This window comes from Xylophilus sp. (assembly GCA_009914555.1).
In the GTDB taxonomy this organism is placed as follows: domain Bacteria; phylum Pseudomonadota; class Gammaproteobacteria; order Burkholderiales; family Burkholderiaceae_C; genus WNDY01.
Map to the genome: position 1 here is coordinate 94,572 of WNDY01000006.1, position 16,564 is coordinate 111,135.

Below are 16,564 nucleotides of genomic sequence, written 5' to 3' on the forward strand. Positions count from 1 at the left end.
CGTCAGGCTCCGGTGTGGGCCGCTGCGATGCGCTCGGCGCAGGCCAGCGCGGCCGAGGTCATGATGTCGAGGTTGCCGGCATAGGCCGGCAGGTAGTGCGCGGCGCCCTCGACTTCGAGGAACACCGAGGTCTTGAGGCCAGAGAGGCGGCCCAGGCCCGGCACGTTGACCGGCGCGGAGGCCGGGATGTGCTCGAACTGCACCTTCTGCTTGAGCCGGTAGCCCGGCACGTAGCCCTGCACGGTGGCGACCATCTCGTGGATGGAACGCTCCACCGCCGCCTCGTCGGCCTCCTCGGACAGCACGAACACCGTGTCGCGCATGATGAGCGGCGGCTCCGCCGGATTGAGGATGATGATCGCCTTGCCGCGCCGCGCGCCGCCGAGCTTCTCGATGGCCTTGGACGTCGTCTCGGTGAACTCGTCGATGTTGGCGCGCGTGCCGGGGCCGGCGGACTTGCTGGAAATCGAAGCCACGATCTCGCCGTAGTGCACCTGCGCCACGCGCGAAACGGCCGCCACGATCGGGATCGTGGCCTGGCCGCCGCAAGTGACCATGTTGATGTTGGGCGCGTCGAGTTTGGCGTTGAGGTTGATCGCCGGGATCACGTAGGGGCCGATGGCCGCCGGCGTGAGGTCGATCACCTTGATGCCGTGCGGCTGCAGCAGCGCGTTGTGCTTCGCGTGGGCGCCGGCCGAGGTGGCGTCGAACACGATGCCGATGTCCCCGAAGCCGTCGAGGGCCAGCAGCCCCTCGATGCCGCCGGCGGTGGTGGGCACGCCCAGCCGCGCGGCCCGCGCCAGCCCGTCGGAGGCCGGGTCGATGCCGACCAGCGCTCCCGCCTCGATGCGCCGGCCGTGGCGCAGGATCTTGATCAACAGGTCGGTGCCGATGTTGCCCGAGCCGATGATGGCCGCTTTGGTCTTGGTGGTGGTTGTCTCTGCCATGGGTGAACTCCGTCGCGCCGTGCGCATGGGCGTGGGCCGGACCGCCACACGCCTGGGGGTCGAAGTCTAGGCAGGATTTTCAGAATTATCAACATATGAATGATTTACTCATATATTGATAATTCCAAAGAAAACTCGCCACGGGGCGGGCTCCGCGGGCCGAGGCGCGGCCTATTGCGGTCCTGCGGCCTCCCAGCCGCCGCCGAGCGCGAGGAACAGCGCGATCTGGTCGGCTGCGAGCTGGGCATCGGAGGCGGCCAGCGCCGCTTCGCTGGCGGCCAGGCCGCGCTCGGCATCGAGCGCGTCGAGGTAGCCGGTGCGGCCGTTGCGGTAGAGCGCGCGGGCCTGCCCGGCCACGGTCGCGCTGGCGTCGCGCGCGGCCTGCAGCTCGGCATGGCGGTCCAGCTCGCGGGCGTAGGCCGACAGCGCCGTTTCCGTTTCGCGCAGCGCCGTGAGCACCGTGCCGTCGAACTTCGCCAGCGCCGCGCGCGTGCCGGCCTCCGCCTGCGCGATGCGGGCCTGGGCGACGCCGGTGTTCGGGATGGTCCACGAGATCAACGGCCCCAGGCTCCAGCTGAAGGTGTCGCCGCGGCCGAAGCCGGTGGCCGGGCCGACCGAGCCGGTCGACAGGCCGAGCTGCACCTTCGGATAGAGATCGGCCGTCGCCACGCCGATGCGGGCCGTGGCTTCGGCCAGGCTGCGTTCGGCCTGGCGCACGTCGGGCCGGCGGCGCAGCAGTGCTGCGCCGTCGCCCACGGGGATGGTGGCCGCCACGCGCGGCGGCGTGCTGCAGCCTGCCACGTCGGCCGGCACGTCCTGCGGCAGCGCGCCGGTCAGCGTTGCGAGCCGGTAGAGCGCGGCCTGGCGCTCGGCCTCCAGCGGCGGCAGCGCGGCGCCGAGCTGCCGCAGCTGCGCCTCGGCGCGCGAGGTGTCGATCACGCCGGCGCGGCCGGCCTGCTGCAGGCGCTCGGTTACGCCGAGGGCCTCGCGCTGGATCTCCAGCGAGCGGCGCGCACTCTGCAGCTTCAGGCCCGCCGAGCAGACGTCGGCATAAGCACGCGCGGTGCCGGCCGCGACGGTGACGCGGGCCAGGTCGAGCGCAGCCTGCGCGGCTTCGGTACCGGCCGCGGCGGCTTCGGACGCGCGGCGCAGCTGACCGAACAGGTCGAGCTGGTACGAGACGCCGGCACTGGCGCTGTAATGGAACGCGTTGGGCGGTTCGTAACCCGGCTGCAGCAGCGACAGGCCCGAGACGTGGCCATACGACGGACCGCCGCTGACGGTGGCCTGGGGGCGCCGCGCACCGGCGGCTTCCTCCTCGACGGCGCGCACGCGTTCAAGGTTGGCCACGGCCTGGCGCAGGTCGGTGTTGCGCTCCAGCGCCCGGGTGACGAGGCCGTCGAGCCGCGCGTCGTCGTACAGGCGCCACCAGCGGTCGGGCAGCGGCGCGGCGGCGTAGAGACCGGCCTGGGCCTGGGCGAACGGCCGGGCCGCGCCGGGCCGGTGGATGGCGGCATCGGCGGGCACGGCATAGTCCGGTCCGACCGGCGCCGTGCCGCAGGCGGCCAGCAGCGCGGCGGCGGCCACGGCCGCCAGCCGCTGCGCAAGGGTCCTTGCCGCAGACTGCATGGTGCTCATCCCTTCGTGGCCGAGCCGCGCTCGACCACCTGCACCGTCACCGTCTGGCCGGCCACGAGGCGCGCGCCCTCGGGCAGCGCGTCGAGCTGCACCCGCACCGGAATGCGCTGGGCCAGCCGCACCCAGTTGAACGTCGGGTTCACGCTGGGCAGCAGGTTGGCGCTGGTGGAGCGGTCGCGGTCGGCGATGCCGGCGGCCACGCTGGCCACGGTGCCTCCGATCTCGCCGCCGCCCATCGGCAGCACGCGCACCCGGTCGCCGACATGGATGCGCGGCAGCTTGGTCTCCTCGAAATAGCCTTCGACGTAGATCGACTGCGTATCGACCAGCGCCAGCACCGCATGGCCCGCCGCGGCATAGGCGCCCTGGCGCAGGTCCAGGTTGGTGACCAGGCCGCCGGTGGGGGCGCGCACTTCGGCGCGGGCCAGGTTCAGCCGGGCGTTGGCCAGCGCCACCTCGGCCTGCGTGACGGCGGCGCGGGCCTGGGCCACGGCCGACTCCGCCTGCGTCACGCCCGAGCGGGCCTGCTCGGCGCGGGCATGGGTCTGCTCGCGCGTCTCGCGCGACACGAGTTCGCCCAGCGCGGCGTTGCGGGCGTCCTCGCGCTGCGCCTGGCCGAGCGTGGTCTGCTGCGTCGCCAGCGCTGCGCGCTGCGCGCCCAGCGCGGCCTGCGCCGCGGCCAGGGCGGCCTCGGCCTGGCTCTGGGCCAGCGCATAGCGGGCGCGGTTCACTTCGAACAGCAGCGCGCCGGCGGCCACCGGCTGGTTGTCCTGGATCGGCACGGCGGTCACGAGGCCCGAGACGTCGGGCGCGATCTGCACGACGTTGGCGCGCACGCGGCCGTCGCGGGTCCAGGGTTGGAGCTCGTAGTGGTCCCACAGCCGCAGGCCGGCGAACACGGCCGCGGCCAGGACGGCCAGGGTGACGGCGACGCGGGCGGCAGACGCGAGCCGGGGGTGGTCGGCGGCGAACGGAGCGGCTTTCATCGGCATGGCTTTCTTTCAGAACAACAGGGTGAGGCGCACGAGCGCATAGAGCAGCAGCACGTACAGCGAGATATCGAACAGCGCCGGATGCCAGACCCAGCGGTAGGCGCCGCTGGCCACCAGCAGGCGCCGCACGGCCCACAGCAGCGGCCAGGCCGCCAGCGCCAGCAGCATGAGCCAGGGCAGGTACAGGCCGTAGAAACTGGCTTCGCCGATCATGGCGGGGGGTCCTCCGACGTCAGGGTGGGTCCGAAGGCCGGCGGCGCATCGGGGAAGAGGTTGCGGCGCAGCCCGACCAGTGCGGTCACGGCGCTGCGTTGCACCGCAGGCGCGGGCACCGACAGCAAGTCGGCCAGCAGCCGGTCGATGCGCGACCGCAGCGCGGGCGGCGGCCGGGCCGGCCGGCGCTCGGCACGGGCGCGGAAGAAGTCGGCGATGCCGCCGAGCACGGCGGCGGCGGCGGCCTGCGGCAGTGCCGGCCGCGCGCGCTGCAGCGCCACGATGTCGGCGCCCATGCGCAGGTCGCGCAGCGTGTCGTCCGCCTGCACGCCCTCGACCGAGCCGCCGGCCTGCGCGATGCGCGGCGCCAGCAGGCCGGTGCGGTCGAGCATGCGCACCGCATAGCCGTCGGCGCCGGCGCCGAGCCGCGGCGCGGCGGCCAGGACGGCCAGCTCGCGCCAGGTGGCGCGCTGGATGCGGCGTGCGCCGATGTCCGCGCCAATGGAGCGCATCAGCCGCGTGACGCGGCCGGCCGCCAGCACGCCGCCGATCTGCCCGAGCATGCTGTTGGCAAAGCTCACCAGGTCGGCATTGGCGGTGTCGTGCAGTGCCAGCGTGCCGGCCACGCCGAACAGCATCGCCATGGCACCGAGGAAGTTGGCCGGCCGCGCCATGAAGCAGCCGATCAGCAAAAAGGTCGGCGCGCAGACCAGCACCAGCGAGACGAAATCGTGCACGGCCGGCATCAGCACCAGCACATAGACCGCCGAGATCGGCACCGACCAGAGCGTGAACTTGAGGAAGCCGTGGATCGCCGGCACCGGGTCATCCATCGCGGCGAAGAAGCTGCAGAAGATGGCGGCCATCATGGCGGCCACCGAACCGCTGGGCCAGCCGGTCAGGATCCAGACGGCGCAGCAGAGGCAGATGACCACGAAGGCGGCGAACGCCGACAGCAGCGCCAGCCCCCGGTCGCGGTGCAGTTCGCGGTCGCCCAGCGCCGCCACGCGGCGCGGCGGCCTGGCCGAAGTCAGGCCCGCGTCGATGTCGCGGCGCAGGCGGCGGCAGGCGTGCCAGCCGCTCACCAGTTCATCGAGGCGCTGCGCCAGCGCCAGCCGCAGCGCCTGCGGCCAGTCCGTGCCGGCCACGGTGCCCAGGCCGGCCACGGCCGTGCGCAGCGCGGCCAGTCCGCTGTCGTCCTTGGCAGCGAGCCAGGCCTCGGCATGTGCCAGCACAGCCGCCACGTCGGGCGGCAGCTTGCCATCGGCCGTGGTGGCGGCGAGCGCGTGGAGCCGGTCTTCCACGGCCGACAGCGAGGGCGTCAGGGCCGCGACCTGGTCCTGCATCGCGCGGATGGCGCCGACCGTCCAGCGCAGGTTGCCGGTGTCGAACGGCACGTGGGTGGACAGCAGGCGCAACTGGGTCAGGTCGCCCGCCAGGCGCTGGCGGTCGGCCTGCAGCACCTTGGCATCGCGGGCCGGCGACTGCCCGGTGCCGAACAGGTCGGCCAGCCACTGCCGCGCATCGCGTAGCGACCGGTCGAGCAGGCCCAGCACACTGGGCGCCAGACTCTGCGGCAGGACCAGGCTGTGGACCAGCGTGGCGCAGAGGATGCCCAGGCCGATCTCCTCGACGCGCGAGACGGCGGTATCGAACAGCGTGGCCGGCGTCTCCACCGTGGGAAAGCCGATCAGCGCCGCGGTGTAGCCCGCGAGCATGAAGGCATAGGAGCGCGGCGTGCGGTCCTGCAGCGACACGTACAGGCACACGGCCACCCAAAGCGCCAGCACCATCGACAGCAGCTCGGGCGCGTTGGCGAACAGCGGCACCAGCAGCAGCGTGGCCGTGCAGCCCACCAGCGTGCCGCAGAAGCGGAACAGCGCCTTGGACCGCACGGCGCCGGCCAGCGGATGCGCCACCACGTAGGCCGTGGTCAACGCCCAGAACGGCCGCGGCAGGCCGGCGCGGCTGGCCACGTACATGGCCAGCACCGCGCCGGCGAACGCCTTGGCGGAAAACAGCATCTCGGCCGCGCTGAAGCGCAGCGCGGATGGCCAGCGCAGGTTCATTGGATAACCTCCGCGCTGCGCGCTGCGGTGCGAGCGCCTTCGGACGGCCGGGCCGCGCTCATGCCGCGGGCGCCTGCGGCAGCTGGCAGCCGAGGTTGCCGGCCAGGGTGGTGAAGACGCGGGTGCAGGCGGCCACGTCGTCCTGGGAGACGCCGGCGAACAGCTCGTTGCGCAGCGCCGCCAGCGCCGCCTCGATCTTCGCGCAGGCGGCCTCGCCGGCGGGCGTGAGATGCAGCGTGCGCGCCCTGCGGTCGGCCGCGTCCTCGCGCCGCTCGATGAAGCCGCCCTCGACCAGCTGGTCCATCGAGCGCGCCAGCGACGGCGCCTCGACACCGATGTACTCGGCCAGCACGCCCTGGCGCAGCCCGTTGCCATGGCGGCCGACCATGACCAGCGGCCAGCCCATGGTCTGCGACAGGCCGACGTGGGCGATGGCCTTGTTGGCCGCGGCATGGTAGGCGCGGGTCAGCACCGGCATGGCTGCGCTGATCGCCAGCAGCGAGAGTTCGTGGCGCCGCCGGGCGGACGGTGCGGTGGATGGAGGTGCAGACATGGCGGCAGCCTGGACAACTAGATAGTTAGCTTGCTATCTATTATGCCGCATCCACGCGGCGCGTGCAGCGCGGGCATGGCACGCGGCCGTCCGCCATGCGGTGCGGCAGGCATACCCCTGCCCTTATGCATCGGCAGCCATCTTGGCACATGCTCTGCAGACACATACCCCCGTTTAATTGAAATTGCGTGCGGCGCGGCGCCGTGCCGCCGCAGAAGTCCACATGGGATCGGCCGCCCGTCCTACAGGCATGTCCACGGCCGGGCCGACAGAATCCCGCAGACTCGTTGGCGCGTGTGCCGCTGCGCACCGTCCCGTCCTGACCACCGTCCGCCCCGCATGAGTTCCACCGACCGCCAGTCCTTCGCCTTCAAGGTCCTCACCGTGAACGTGCACAAGGGATTCACCTCGTTCAACCGCCGCTTCATGCTCCACGAGCTGCGCGAAGCGGTGCGCGAGGTCGCCGCCGACGTCGTGTTCCTCCAGGAAGTGCTGGGCACGCACAGGCGCCATGCCAGCCGGCTGGCCAACTTCCCGCAGTCGCCGCACTACGAATTCCTGGCCGACCAGATCTGGCCGCAGTTCGCCTACGGCCGCAACGCGGTCTACGACAATGGCCACCACGGCAACGCGCTGCTGTCGAAGTTCCCGATCTCGTACTACGAAAACCACGACATCTCCATCACCGGCCCCGAGCGCCGCGGCATGCTGCACTGCGTGCTGGAGCCGCCGGGGCACGCCGCGAAGATCCATGCGATCTGTGTGCACCTGGGCCTGCAGGAGGCCCACCGCCGGCAGCAGCTGCACCGCGCCGCCGCACTGATCCGCAGCTTCCCCGCAGACGAGCCGGTGGTGCTGTCGGGCGACTTCAACGACTGGCGCGGCCGGGCCCACGCCATCCTGGAGGACGAGGCCGGCATGCAGGAGGTCTTCGTGCGGGCCTTCGGCCGCGCGGCGCGCACCTTCCCTTCCTCGCTGCCGGTGCTGGCGCTGGACCGCATCTACGTGCGCAACGCCGCCGTGCATGCGCCGGTGGTGCTGCCGCGCAAGCCCTGGGTCAGGCTGTCGGACCACGCGCCGCTGGCCGCGGAGATCTCGTTGTGACGCCTCCCGCCGGCCACGGCACCGCAGCGCCCCGGCGGCGGTCCCGGCGCGCCCGGCACCGGCCGGGCTGGATCGGCGGCAACCGCTTCGAGCTGCTGGAAAACGGCGAGGAATTCTTCCCCCGCGTGTTCGAATCCATCCGCCAGGCCAGGCGCGAAGTGCTGCTGGAGACCTTCATCCTGTTCGAGGACAAGATCGGCCGGGCCCTGCATGCCGCACTGCTCGAAGCCGCCCGCCGGGGCGTGGAAGTGCACGTGCTGGTCGACGGCTTCGGTTCGCCCGACCTGTCCCCGGCCTTCGTCGACGCGCTGGTGCAGGCCGGCGTGCGGCTGCGCATCTTCGATCCCGGCAGGCGGCTCTTCGGCCAGCGCCTCAACGTGCTGCGCCGCATGCACCGCAAGATCGTGGTGATCGACGGCGAGTTCGGCTTCATCGGCGGCATCAACTACTCGGCCGACCACGTGGCCGACTTCGGCCCCGAGGCCAAGCAGGACTATGCGGTGGAGGTGCACGGCCCGGTCGTCGCGCAGATGCACCGCTTCGCCCGCGAGGCGGTGGACATGGCCTCGCGCGGCCCCTGCACCGAGCCGGCGCCGGCCGGCGCGGCGCAGGCCCTGTTCGTCACCCGCGACAACCACCGCCACACCAACGACATCGAGCGGCACTACCGCCTCGCGCTGCGCACCGCGCGCGAGCGGGTGGTGATCGCCAACGCCTACTTCTTCCCCGGCTACCGCTTCATCCGCGAGATGCGCCGCGCGGCCCTGCGCGGCGTGGACGTGCGGCTGATCCTGCAGGGCAAGCCCGACATGCCGATCGTGCGCACGGCCGCCGGCATGCTCTACGACCACCTGATCCGCGCCGGCGTGCGCATCTACGAATACTGCGAGCGGCCGCTGCACGGCAAGGTGGCGCTGGTGGACAGCGAATGGGCCACCGTCGGGTCGAGCAACCTCGACCCGCTGAGCCTGTCGCTGAACCTGGAAGCCAACGTCGTGATCCGCGACCGCGGCTTCAACGCCCACCTGCACGAGCGGCTCGCCCATCTGATCCGGCACAGCTGCCGCGAGGTGGAGGCGCCCGAGCCCGGGCGCTGGCGCGGCCTGCGGCTGCTGCGCAGCTACCTGGTGTTCCATGTGATGCGCTGGTTCCCGACCTGGGCCGCCTGGCTGCCGCGCCACCGCCCGACCATCGCGCTGGCCAGCGCAGCGGCCGACAGCGCACACCCTGCCGCATGACGCGCATGCAGCCCCGGGGAACGTCGCCATGGCCAGCCATCCGGCAACCCGCCTGCACCAGCGCCGCCGCCATGACGGCGGCTGGATGAGCACGCTGCACGGCCTGCGCGAGCGGCTGTGGTGGCCGTGGGTGACCCGGTCGCTGGCGGCGGCCTTCCTGCTCTTCGTGGCATGGCTGATCGCGCACCAGGCCCGGGCGGTGGACTGGTCGGGCGTCGGCCGGTCGATGCAGGCCCTGCCCGCGCCGGTGCTGGCGCTGGCCGTGGCGCTGGGCCTGGCCAGCCACCTGGCCTATTCCAGCTTCGACCTCATCGGCAGGCACTGCACCGGCCACCACCTGCCGGCGCCCACCACCATGGGCATCACGCTGGTCAGCTACCCCTGCACGCTGAACCTGGGCTCGCTGATCGGCGGCGTGGGCGTGCGCTACCGGCTCTATGCGCGCAAGGGACTGAACCCCGGCACCATCGGCCAGATCGTGGTGACCAGCGTCGTCACCAACTGGGCGGGGTACTTCCTGCTGGCCTGCGCCGTGCTGTGGACCTGGCAGCCGCCGGCCACCGGGGACTGGACGCTGCCCGCCGCGTCGCTGCGGTGGACCGGCGCCGCGCTCGCACTGGTGTCGCTCGCCTACATCGCGCTCTGCGTGCGGCGCGGCGGCCGGCCGCTGGCGCTGCGCGGCCGCACGCTGCCGCTGCCGGGCTGGCGCATGGCGCTGCTGCAGGTCGCGGTGTCGATGGGCAACTGGTGCCTGATGGCCTCGTCGCTCTGGATGCTGCTGCAGGGCCGGGCGCCGTTCGTAGCCGTGCTCGCCGTGATCCTGTTCGGCGCGGTCGCCGGCCTCGTCTCGCGCGTGCCGGCCGGCCTGGGCGTGCTGGAGGCGGTGGGCGTCGCGCTGCTCGGGCCCGTGGCCGGCCGCAACAAGGTGCTGGCCGCCATGCTGGCCTACCGGGCGCTCTACTACTTCGCGCCGCTGCTGCTGGCCGGTATCGCATTCGCCTGGGCCGAGCTGCGCTGGCGGCGGTCGCCGCACCCGGCGCAGGGCTGATTCCCGCTCGCCTGCACGGCGCACCGATGCCGCGCACAATGGCCGCTATGCCTTCCACCCCACCCGCATCCCTTCCCGCGTTCTCGTTCCTGGACCTGGTCGCCGTGCGCGAAGGCGGCACCGTGGCGCAGGCGATCGATATCGCGCTGCAGACCGCGCGCCACGTCGAATCGCTGGGCTTTACGCGCTACTGGATGGCCGAGCACCACAACATGGACGGCATCGCCAGCTCGGCCACGGCGGTGCTGATCGGCCACATCGCCGCGGGCACGGGGCGCATCCGCGTCGGCGCCGGCGGGATCATGCTGCCCAACCATGCGCCGCTGGTGGTGGCCGAGGCCTTCGGCACGCTGGCCACGCTGCACCCGGGCCGCATCGACCTGGGCCTGGGCCGCGCGCCCGGCACCGACCCGGCGACCATGCGTGCCCTGCGGCGTGACCGCACCGAGACGGTGGACGACTTTCCGGCCGACGTGGCCGAGCTGCAGCGGCTGCTGGCGCCGGCCCAGCCGGGCCAGCGCATCAAGGCCGTGCCGGGCGCGGGCACCGAGGTGCCGATCTGGCTGCTGGGGTCCAGCCTGTTCTCGGCCCAACTCGCGGCCGAGCGCGGCCTGCCCTATGCCTTCGCCTCGCACTTCGCCCCGCGCTCTCTGCTGCAGGCAGTGGAGCTGTACCGCAGCCGCTTCCAGCCCTCGGCCACGCTGGCCGAGCCCCACGTGGCCATCGGCGTGCCGCTGATCGCCGCGCCGACGGATGAAGAGGCCCAGTTCCTCGCCAGCAGCACCTACCAGCGCGTGCTGGGCATCCTGACCAACCAGCGCGGCCTGCTCAAGCCGCCGGTGGAACATTTCGCCGACCGGCTGCATCCGCAGGAGCGCGCGGCCATCGAGGACTTCCTCGCCGCCGGCGTGATCGGCGGGCCGGAGACGGTGCGCGCCGGCCTGCGGGAGCTGGCCGAGCGCACCCGGGCCGACGAGTTCATCTTCGTCTGCGACATCTACGGCCCGGCGCTGCGGCTGCGGTCGCTGGACATCGCCGCGGCGCTGCGCTGACCATCGGGCCTTCCGGCTTCAGAACCAGGGGGTATCGGGCCATTGCGCATGGTCGGCGGGCACTCCGAGAGATAACCCGGCTGGGTATGTCAATCGCTGCGGAAAACCGCATCCACGCCGGCATCTATCTCAAAGCCTGCTTGACATGAGCCCGCGCCCGGCGCGCAGGTAGCGTGTGGCGGGCCGGCTCCTTGCCGCTGGATGCGCGCCGCGCGCACCAATGCGGCCAGCCAGCGCTGGAGGCTGCGGCGCGCCACGCCCGGCAGGGCTCACCCTGCGCCTGCGCCCGCTCGACATCGCCGCGTCGTTGCGTGGTTGAGATGCTCGCGCGCTACCATCCGCGCCATGCCCGCCTACTCCTTCGTCGCCCTCGATGCCGAGGGCCATTCCCGCAAGGGCGTCCTCGACGCCGACACGGCCCGCGCCGCGCGCAGCCTGCTGCGGGCGCAGTCGCTGATCCCGCTGGCGGTCGAGCCGATCGCGCCGGCGGCGGCGGATGCGGGCGCATCCGGCGTGTTCCGCCGCCGGGTGTTCGACGCGACCGGCCTCGCGATCTGGACGCGCCAGCTCGCCGGCCTGGTCTCCTCGGGCCTGCCGCTGGAGCGCGCGCTCACCGCGCTGGCCGAGGAGGCCGAGGACGAGCGAGCGCACCACCTGGTCGCCGCGCTGCGCGCCGAGGTCAACGGCGGCGTGCCCTTCGCCCAGGCGCTGGCCCAGCATCCGCGCGAGTTCTCTCCCATCTACACGGCCGTGATCGGCGCCGGCGAGCACAGCGGCAACCTCGGGCTGGTCCTGGAGCGGCTGGCCGACGACCTGGAGGAGCGCCAGGCGCTGAAGTCCAAGCTCATCGGCGCGGCGCTCTACCCGGCCATCGTCACGCTGGTGGCGATCGTGATCGTGCTGTTCCTCGTGGGCTACGTGGTGCCGCAGGTGGCCGGCGTGTTCGCCAGCACCAAGCGCGCCCTGCCCTTCCTGACCGTGGCCATGCTGGCGCTGAGCGACTTCGTGCGCAGCTGGGGCTGGGCGGTGCTGCTCGGATGCGTGGCCGCGGGCGTCGCGGCCCGCCTGGCCTACAAGCGCCCGGCGGTCCGTGCCCGCTTCGACGCGGCCTGGCTGCGGCTGCCGCTGGTGGGCCGCATCGCACGCGGCTACAACGCGGCGCGCTTCGCCGGCACCCTGGCGATGCTGGCCGCCGCCGGCGTGCCGATCCTGCGCGCCCTGCAGGCCGCGGCCGACACGCTGTCGAACGCCGCGCTGCGCGAGGACGCGCTCGACGCGCTGGTGCTGGTGCGCGAAGGCGCGCCGCTGGCCTCGGCGCTGGCGCAGAAGAAGCGCTTCCCGGGCCTGGTGGCGATGTTCGCGCGGCTGGGCGAGCAGACCGGCCAGCTGCCGACCATGCTGCAGCGCGCGGCCACCCAGATCGGCGCCGAGGTGCAGCGCCGCGCCATGGCGCTGGCGACCCTTCTGGAGCCGCTGCTGATCGTGGCCATGGGCGTGGTCGTGATGCTGATCGTGCTGGCTGTCATGCTGCCAATCATCCAACTGAACCAGTGGAAAGGCTGATGGGTATACACCCCGGTCATCCCCTTCATAGCGGTTTCATTCTGCGCGCTATACGCATATACTCCTGATGCCCATCACCCTCGACGACAAGCTTGTGGTCGCGATCTCCTCGCGGGCGCTGTTCGACTTCGCGGAGGAGAACCGGGTCTTCGACCCGAAGGACCCGCAGCCCTACATGCAGCTGCAGCTGGAGCGGCGCACCGTGCCGGCCAAGCCCGGCGTGGCCTATCCGCTGGTGCACAAGCTGCTCAAGTTCAACACGCCGCAGGCGCAGCGGGTGGAGGTGGTGCTGCTCTCGCGCAACGACCCGGTGAGCGCGCTGCGCATCTTCCATTCGGCGAAGGAGGCCGCCCTGCCGCTGGAGCGCGGCGTATTCACCCAGGGCCGCGACCCGTTCCGCTACCTGGAGCCGCTGGGTGCGGACCTGTTCCTCTCGGCCAACCACGACGACGTGCGCGAGGCGCTGGCGCTGGGCTACCCGGCCGCGCGGGTGCTGACCGAGTCGGTCGCGGCCAGCGCCACGTACCCCGACGAGCTGCGCATCGCCTTCGACGGCGATGCGGTGCTGTTCTCCGACGAGGCCGAGCGCGTCTACCAGGCCCAGGGCCTGGCCGCGTTCCAGGCGCACGAGACGAGCAAGGCGGCGCTGCCGCTGTCGGGCGGGCCGTTCAAGCCGCTGCTGGCCGCGCTCTCCAAGCTGCGCCGGCAGGAGGATGTGACCGGCATGCGCATCCGCACCGCGCTGGTGACGGCCCGCAGCGCGCCGGCGCACGAGCGCGCCATCAACACGCTGATGGAGTGGAAGCTGTCGGTGGACGAAGCCATGTTCCTCGGCGGTCTGGAGAAGGGGCCGTTCCTGCGCCAGTTCGAGCCCGACTTCTTCTTCGACGACCAGAACGTGCACGTGGACAGCGCCGCGCGCCACGTGCCGGCCGGCCATGTCGGCGCCGGTCCGCTGGCCGCCGGGGTCGATACCTCCGCGGCCGCCGTGCGCAAAGCCGCCGCAAAAGTCCGTAACACGCGGTGAAGTGCTGCCGGCACGGCGTGCGCGCGCGGCCGTGCCGTGCCACCATGCGGGCCATGCTTGACCACCGTGTTCTCCGCCCCCTGTCCTTTGCCATCGGCGCACTGCTGGCCTGCGCCGCGGCGCAGGCCCAGGTCCGCGTCGAGGTTGCGCCGACCTCCGGCGCCGACGTTCCCGCCACCGACGCCAACGGCCGCCCCATCAGCAGGGGCGAGCAGAAGGCGATCCGCGACTTCCAGTTGCTCGACGCCAACCACGACAACCGCCTGAGCCGCGACGAGGTGGCCTTCATCCCGCAGCTCTCGGCCGCCTTCGACGAAGCCGACACCGACCACGACGGCTACGTCAGCCAGGACGAGATCCGCGCGTTCTCCAAGATCTACCGCGCGCGCCGCGATGCGGCCAAGCGCGCGGCGCAGCAGCAACAACAGCAACAGCACGACGGCGCATTGCCCTGAGCGCACCCCCGGCGGATTCCACGCCACGACAAGAAGAAAGAAAACCGATGACGATACTGACCCGGGTGCGCCGCATGCGCACCGAACTCGCGCGCGCCGGCGCGCTGGTCCTGCCCTATTTCCGCGATTCCGGCGAGCGGTGGAAGGCGCGCGGCCTGCTCGCGGCCATCGTCGCGCTCAACCTCGGCGTGGTCTGGATGCTGGTCCAGCTCAACGAATGGAACCGCGTCTTCTACGACGCGCTGCAGAACAAGGACGCCGCCGTGTTCTGGCACCAGCTGGGCCGCTTCAGCTACCTGGCGCTGGGCTACATGGTCATTGCGGTCTACAAGTTCTACCTGACCCAGCTGCTGCAGCTGCGCTGGCGGCGCTGGCTGACCGACCACTACCTCGACCGGTGGCTGGCGGCCAAGGCGTTCTACCGGCTGGAGCTGGCCCGCTACGGCAGCGCCGGCGGCGGCGCGCCCGACAACCCCGACCAGCGCATCCAGGAGGACCTGAACCTCTTCACCAGCTACACCGTATCGCTCGGCATGGGGCTGTTCAACGCGGTGGTCACGCTGGCGAGCTTCGTCGGCATCCTCTGGGCGCTGTCGGGCATCACGCCGCTGCCGCTGCCCGCGGCGCTGGGCGGCACGGTGCAGGTCAGCGGCTTCATGGTCTGGATGGCGGTGCTCTACTGCGCCGCGGGCACCGCCATCGCGTTCGCGATCGGCCATCCGCAGGTGCGGCTGAACTTCGGCCAGCAGGCGCTGGAGGCCGACTTCCGCCACCACATGGTGCGGGTGCGCGAGTACGGCGAGGCGATCGCGCTGGACGGCGGCGAGGCGGTGGAGCGCGGCCAGCTCGACACCCGCTTCACCGCGGTGATGGGCAACTACCTGCAGCTGGTGCGCAAGCAGAAGAACCTGGTGTGGTTCACCAGCCTGTTCGGCCAGGCGGCCACCGTCTTTCCGCTGATCGTGGCCGCGCCGCGCTTCTTCGGCGGCGCGATCCAGCTCGGCGAGCTGATGCAGATGGCTCGCGCCTTCGACCAGGTGCAGACGTCGATGAGCTGGATCGTGGACAACTACAGCGACATCGCCGTCTGGCGCGCGACCACGCAGCGGCTGACCGGCTTCGAGGAAAGCCTGCAGGCCCAGGCCGCCACCGCCGCCCAGCCCCAGCTGGCCGTGCAGGAGGGCGACCGCCTGCAGGCGCGCGGCCTGAGCGTGGCACTGCCCGGCGGCGCCACGCTGCTGCACGACGCGGCGCTGGACGCGGCGCCCGGCGACAGCGTGCTGGTGCGCGGCCCCTCGGGTGGCGGCAAGTCCACGCTGCTGCGCACCTTCGCGGGCATCTGGCCGTTCGCACGCGGCCGGCTGGAGAAGCCGGCCGACCGCATGTTCATCGCCCAGCGGCCTTACTTCCCCGACGGGCCGCTGCGCGACGCGCTGGCCTATCCGGAGCCGGCGGCGCGCTATGACGATGCGCAGCTGCGCCAGGCGCTGGCCGACGCCCTGCTGCCGCAGCTGGCCGGCCGGCTCGACGCGGTGGAGAGCTGGGGCCACGTGCTGTCGGGCGGCGAGCAGCAGCGCCTGGCGATCGCACGGGTGCTGCTCAGGCGGCCGGCCTGGGTGTTCGCCGACGAGGCCACCAGCGCGCTGGACGCGGCGGCCGAGCGGCAGGTGTACGAAAGGCTGGCGGCGCTGGTGCGCGAGCGCGGCGGCGCGCTGGTGTCGGTGGCGCACCGCGACAGCGTCGCGCCGTTCCACCGCACGCAGTGGGTGATCGACCCGGCCGCCGGCACGGTGGCAGCCGGGGCCGTGGACGCTACGACGACTTTTTGACCGTGGGGTCGGAGTAGATCGGCGACTCGGTGCGCGGCGTCTGCGCCGCGCGCTCCTGGCCGGCGACGCGGCTGTTTTCCTGCGCGACCTCGATGGCGCCCGCGCTGGCGCGCCAGACCGACTGGAGGAATTCGAGCAGCTGCTTGGAGATGGGCTCGCGCGCGGCCTCCTTCTCGGCGGCCGCCCGGGCCTCGGCGCGCGCGGCCTCCTTCTGCTCGCGCTGCACCGTCCAGTCGCTGTCGGCGCTGTCGGGATCGGTGGGCTGCTGCTCGGCCGCCTGGCCCGCCTTGGCGGGCGCGCGGCCGCCGACGTCGGTCACGCCGGCCGGCGTGCCGTCGGCGGAGCTGCCGCCGGCCGATGCATTGGCGCCGCCCGCGGCGCCGGCCGCGCCCGCAGCGCCCACCCGGGCCGCCGCCGGCCCGAGGATGCCCGCCGCCCCATCAATACCCCCGGCACCATCATCCCCCAGCCCGCTCTGCAGGCCAGCTGCGTGCTTTAACCCATTGGGGGTATAAAGACCGGCCTGGGCATCCGTTGCAGTGTCGGATGCCGTGCGGATGACCACGCCCTCGCCCACCTTGTCGACCGCCTCGACGGCGTTGACCGGCTGCACGGGCCGGACCGCGACGGCGCCGGAAGCGCCGGTCGAGTACAGGTCGGCGCTCTGCACGCGCCATGCGGTGGTGGTGGTCGTCGTTCTGTCTACAGGCGGGATGGACATGGTGGCCCCCAGGGCTGGTCAGGAGTTGCCAGGCTCAGCGCACAAGCACCTTTGACGGCTTTCCGCCGGTATCGGCAACGTGCCGGAAAAATGAAGGACTTTTTGCGGGTGACAG

15 protein-coding genes are annotated in these 16,564 nt (G+C 72.3%); 8 read left to right on the top strand and 7 right to left on the bottom strand.

The window, feature by feature from the left end; translation table 11 throughout:
* Window positions 1-2: 2 nt before the first annotated feature.
* The 6 genes from GAK38_RS05510 to GAK38_RS05535 form a co-directional block, all read right to left on the bottom strand.
* Complete coding sequence (locus GAK38_RS05510; RefSeq protein WP_325342132.1) at window positions 3-947, bottom strand: acetaldehyde dehydrogenase (acetylating); 945 nt, start codon at window positions 945-947, stop codon at window positions 3-5.
* Between the two features lie 171 nt (window positions 948-1,118).
* Window positions 1,119-2,576 carry a TolC family protein gene (locus GAK38_RS05515; protein WP_325342134.1) on the bottom strand — a complete coding sequence of 486 codons (1,458 nt, stop codon included), beginning with the start codon at window positions 2,574-2,576 and terminating at the stop codon, window positions 1,119-1,121.
* Window positions 2,577-2,581: 5 nt separating this feature from the next.
* Window positions 2,582-3,571: an HlyD family secretion protein gene (locus GAK38_RS05520; RefSeq protein WP_325342136.1), complete on the bottom strand. Its 990-nt coding sequence runs from the start codon at window positions 3,569-3,571 to the stop codon at window positions 2,582-2,584.
* 15 nt (window positions 3,572-3,586) lie between these two features.
* The gene (locus GAK38_RS05525; protein WP_325342138.1) at window positions 3,587-3,790 is read right to left on the bottom strand and encodes a DUF1656 domain-containing protein; all 204 of its coding nucleotides are present in this window, start codon (window positions 3,788-3,790) and stop codon (window positions 3,587-3,589) included.
* Entirely contained in the window at window positions 3,787-5,859 is a 2,073-nt protein-coding gene (locus tag GAK38_RS05530; RefSeq protein ID WP_325342140.1) for an FUSC family protein, read from the bottom strand. Before GAK38_RS05530 ends, GAK38_RS05525 begins: the two co-directional genes overlap by 4 nt.
* A 58-nt stretch (window positions 5,860-5,917) precedes the next feature.
* Complete coding sequence (locus GAK38_RS05535; RefSeq protein ID WP_325342142.1) at window positions 5,918-6,412, bottom strand: MarR family winged helix-turn-helix transcriptional regulator; 495 nt, start codon at window positions 6,410-6,412, stop codon at window positions 5,918-5,920.
* 339 nt (window positions 6,413-6,751) lie between these two features.
* Between GAK38_RS05535 and GAK38_RS05540 the strand changes: the two genes are divergently transcribed.
* The 8 genes from GAK38_RS05540 to GAK38_RS05575 all read left to right on the top strand — a co-directional run bounded on the left by GAK38_RS05540 (window position 6,752) and on the right by GAK38_RS05575 (window position 15,728).
* The gene (locus tag GAK38_RS05540) at window positions 6,752-7,516 is read left to right on the top strand and encodes an endonuclease/exonuclease/phosphatase family protein (protein ID WP_325342144.1); all 765 of its coding nucleotides are present in this window, start codon (window positions 6,752-6,754) and stop codon (window positions 7,514-7,516) included.
* Window positions 7,517-7,587: 71 nt separating this feature from the next.
* Window positions 7,588-8,754 (top strand): cardiolipin synthase ClsB, encoded by a 1,167-nt coding sequence (clsB, locus tag GAK38_RS05545; protein ID WP_325342189.1) that lies wholly within the window; start codon window positions 7,588-7,590, stop codon window positions 8,752-8,754.
* Between the two features lie 28 nt (window positions 8,755-8,782).
* Window positions 8,783-9,802, top strand: a complete 1,020-nt coding sequence (locus tag GAK38_RS05550; protein WP_325342146.1) for a lysylphosphatidylglycerol synthase domain-containing protein — start codon at window positions 8,783-8,785, stop codon at window positions 9,800-9,802.
* A gap of 47 nt (window positions 9,803-9,849) precedes the next feature.
* Window positions 9,850-10,854 (top strand): LLM class flavin-dependent oxidoreductase, encoded by a 1,005-nt coding sequence (locus GAK38_RS05555; RefSeq protein ID WP_325342148.1) that lies wholly within the window; start codon window positions 9,850-9,852, stop codon window positions 10,852-10,854.
* A gap of 345 nt (window positions 10,855-11,199) precedes the next feature.
* Window positions 11,200-12,417, top strand: coding sequence for a type II secretion system inner membrane protein GspF (gene gspF / locus GAK38_RS05560; protein ID WP_325342150.1), 1,218 nt, complete (start codon window positions 11,200-11,202; stop codon window positions 12,415-12,417).
* Window positions 12,418-12,484: 67 nt separating this feature from the next.
* Window positions 12,485-13,444, top strand: coding sequence for a 5'-nucleotidase (locus GAK38_RS05565; RefSeq protein WP_325342151.1), 960 nt, complete (start codon window positions 12,485-12,487; stop codon window positions 13,442-13,444).
* Between the two features lie 53 nt (window positions 13,445-13,497).
* The gene (locus tag GAK38_RS05570; RefSeq protein WP_325342153.1) at window positions 13,498-13,899 is read left to right on the top strand and encodes an EF-hand domain-containing protein; all 402 of its coding nucleotides are present in this window, start codon (window positions 13,498-13,500) and stop codon (window positions 13,897-13,899) included.
* A 47-nt stretch (window positions 13,900-13,946) separates the two neighbouring features.
* Window positions 13,947-15,728: an ABC transporter ATP-binding protein/permease gene (locus GAK38_RS05575; protein ID WP_325342155.1), complete on the top strand. Its 1,782-nt coding sequence runs from the start codon at window positions 13,947-13,949 to the stop codon at window positions 15,726-15,728.
* Here the strand turns inward: GAK38_RS05575 and GAK38_RS05580 are convergent.
* Window positions 15,712-16,449, bottom strand: coding sequence for a hypothetical protein (locus tag GAK38_RS05580; protein WP_325342191.1), 738 nt, complete (start codon window positions 16,447-16,449; stop codon window positions 15,712-15,714). The two genes, GAK38_RS05575 and GAK38_RS05580, sit on opposite strands and share 17 nt — an antisense overlap.
* Window positions 16,450-16,564 lie beyond the last annotated feature (115 nt).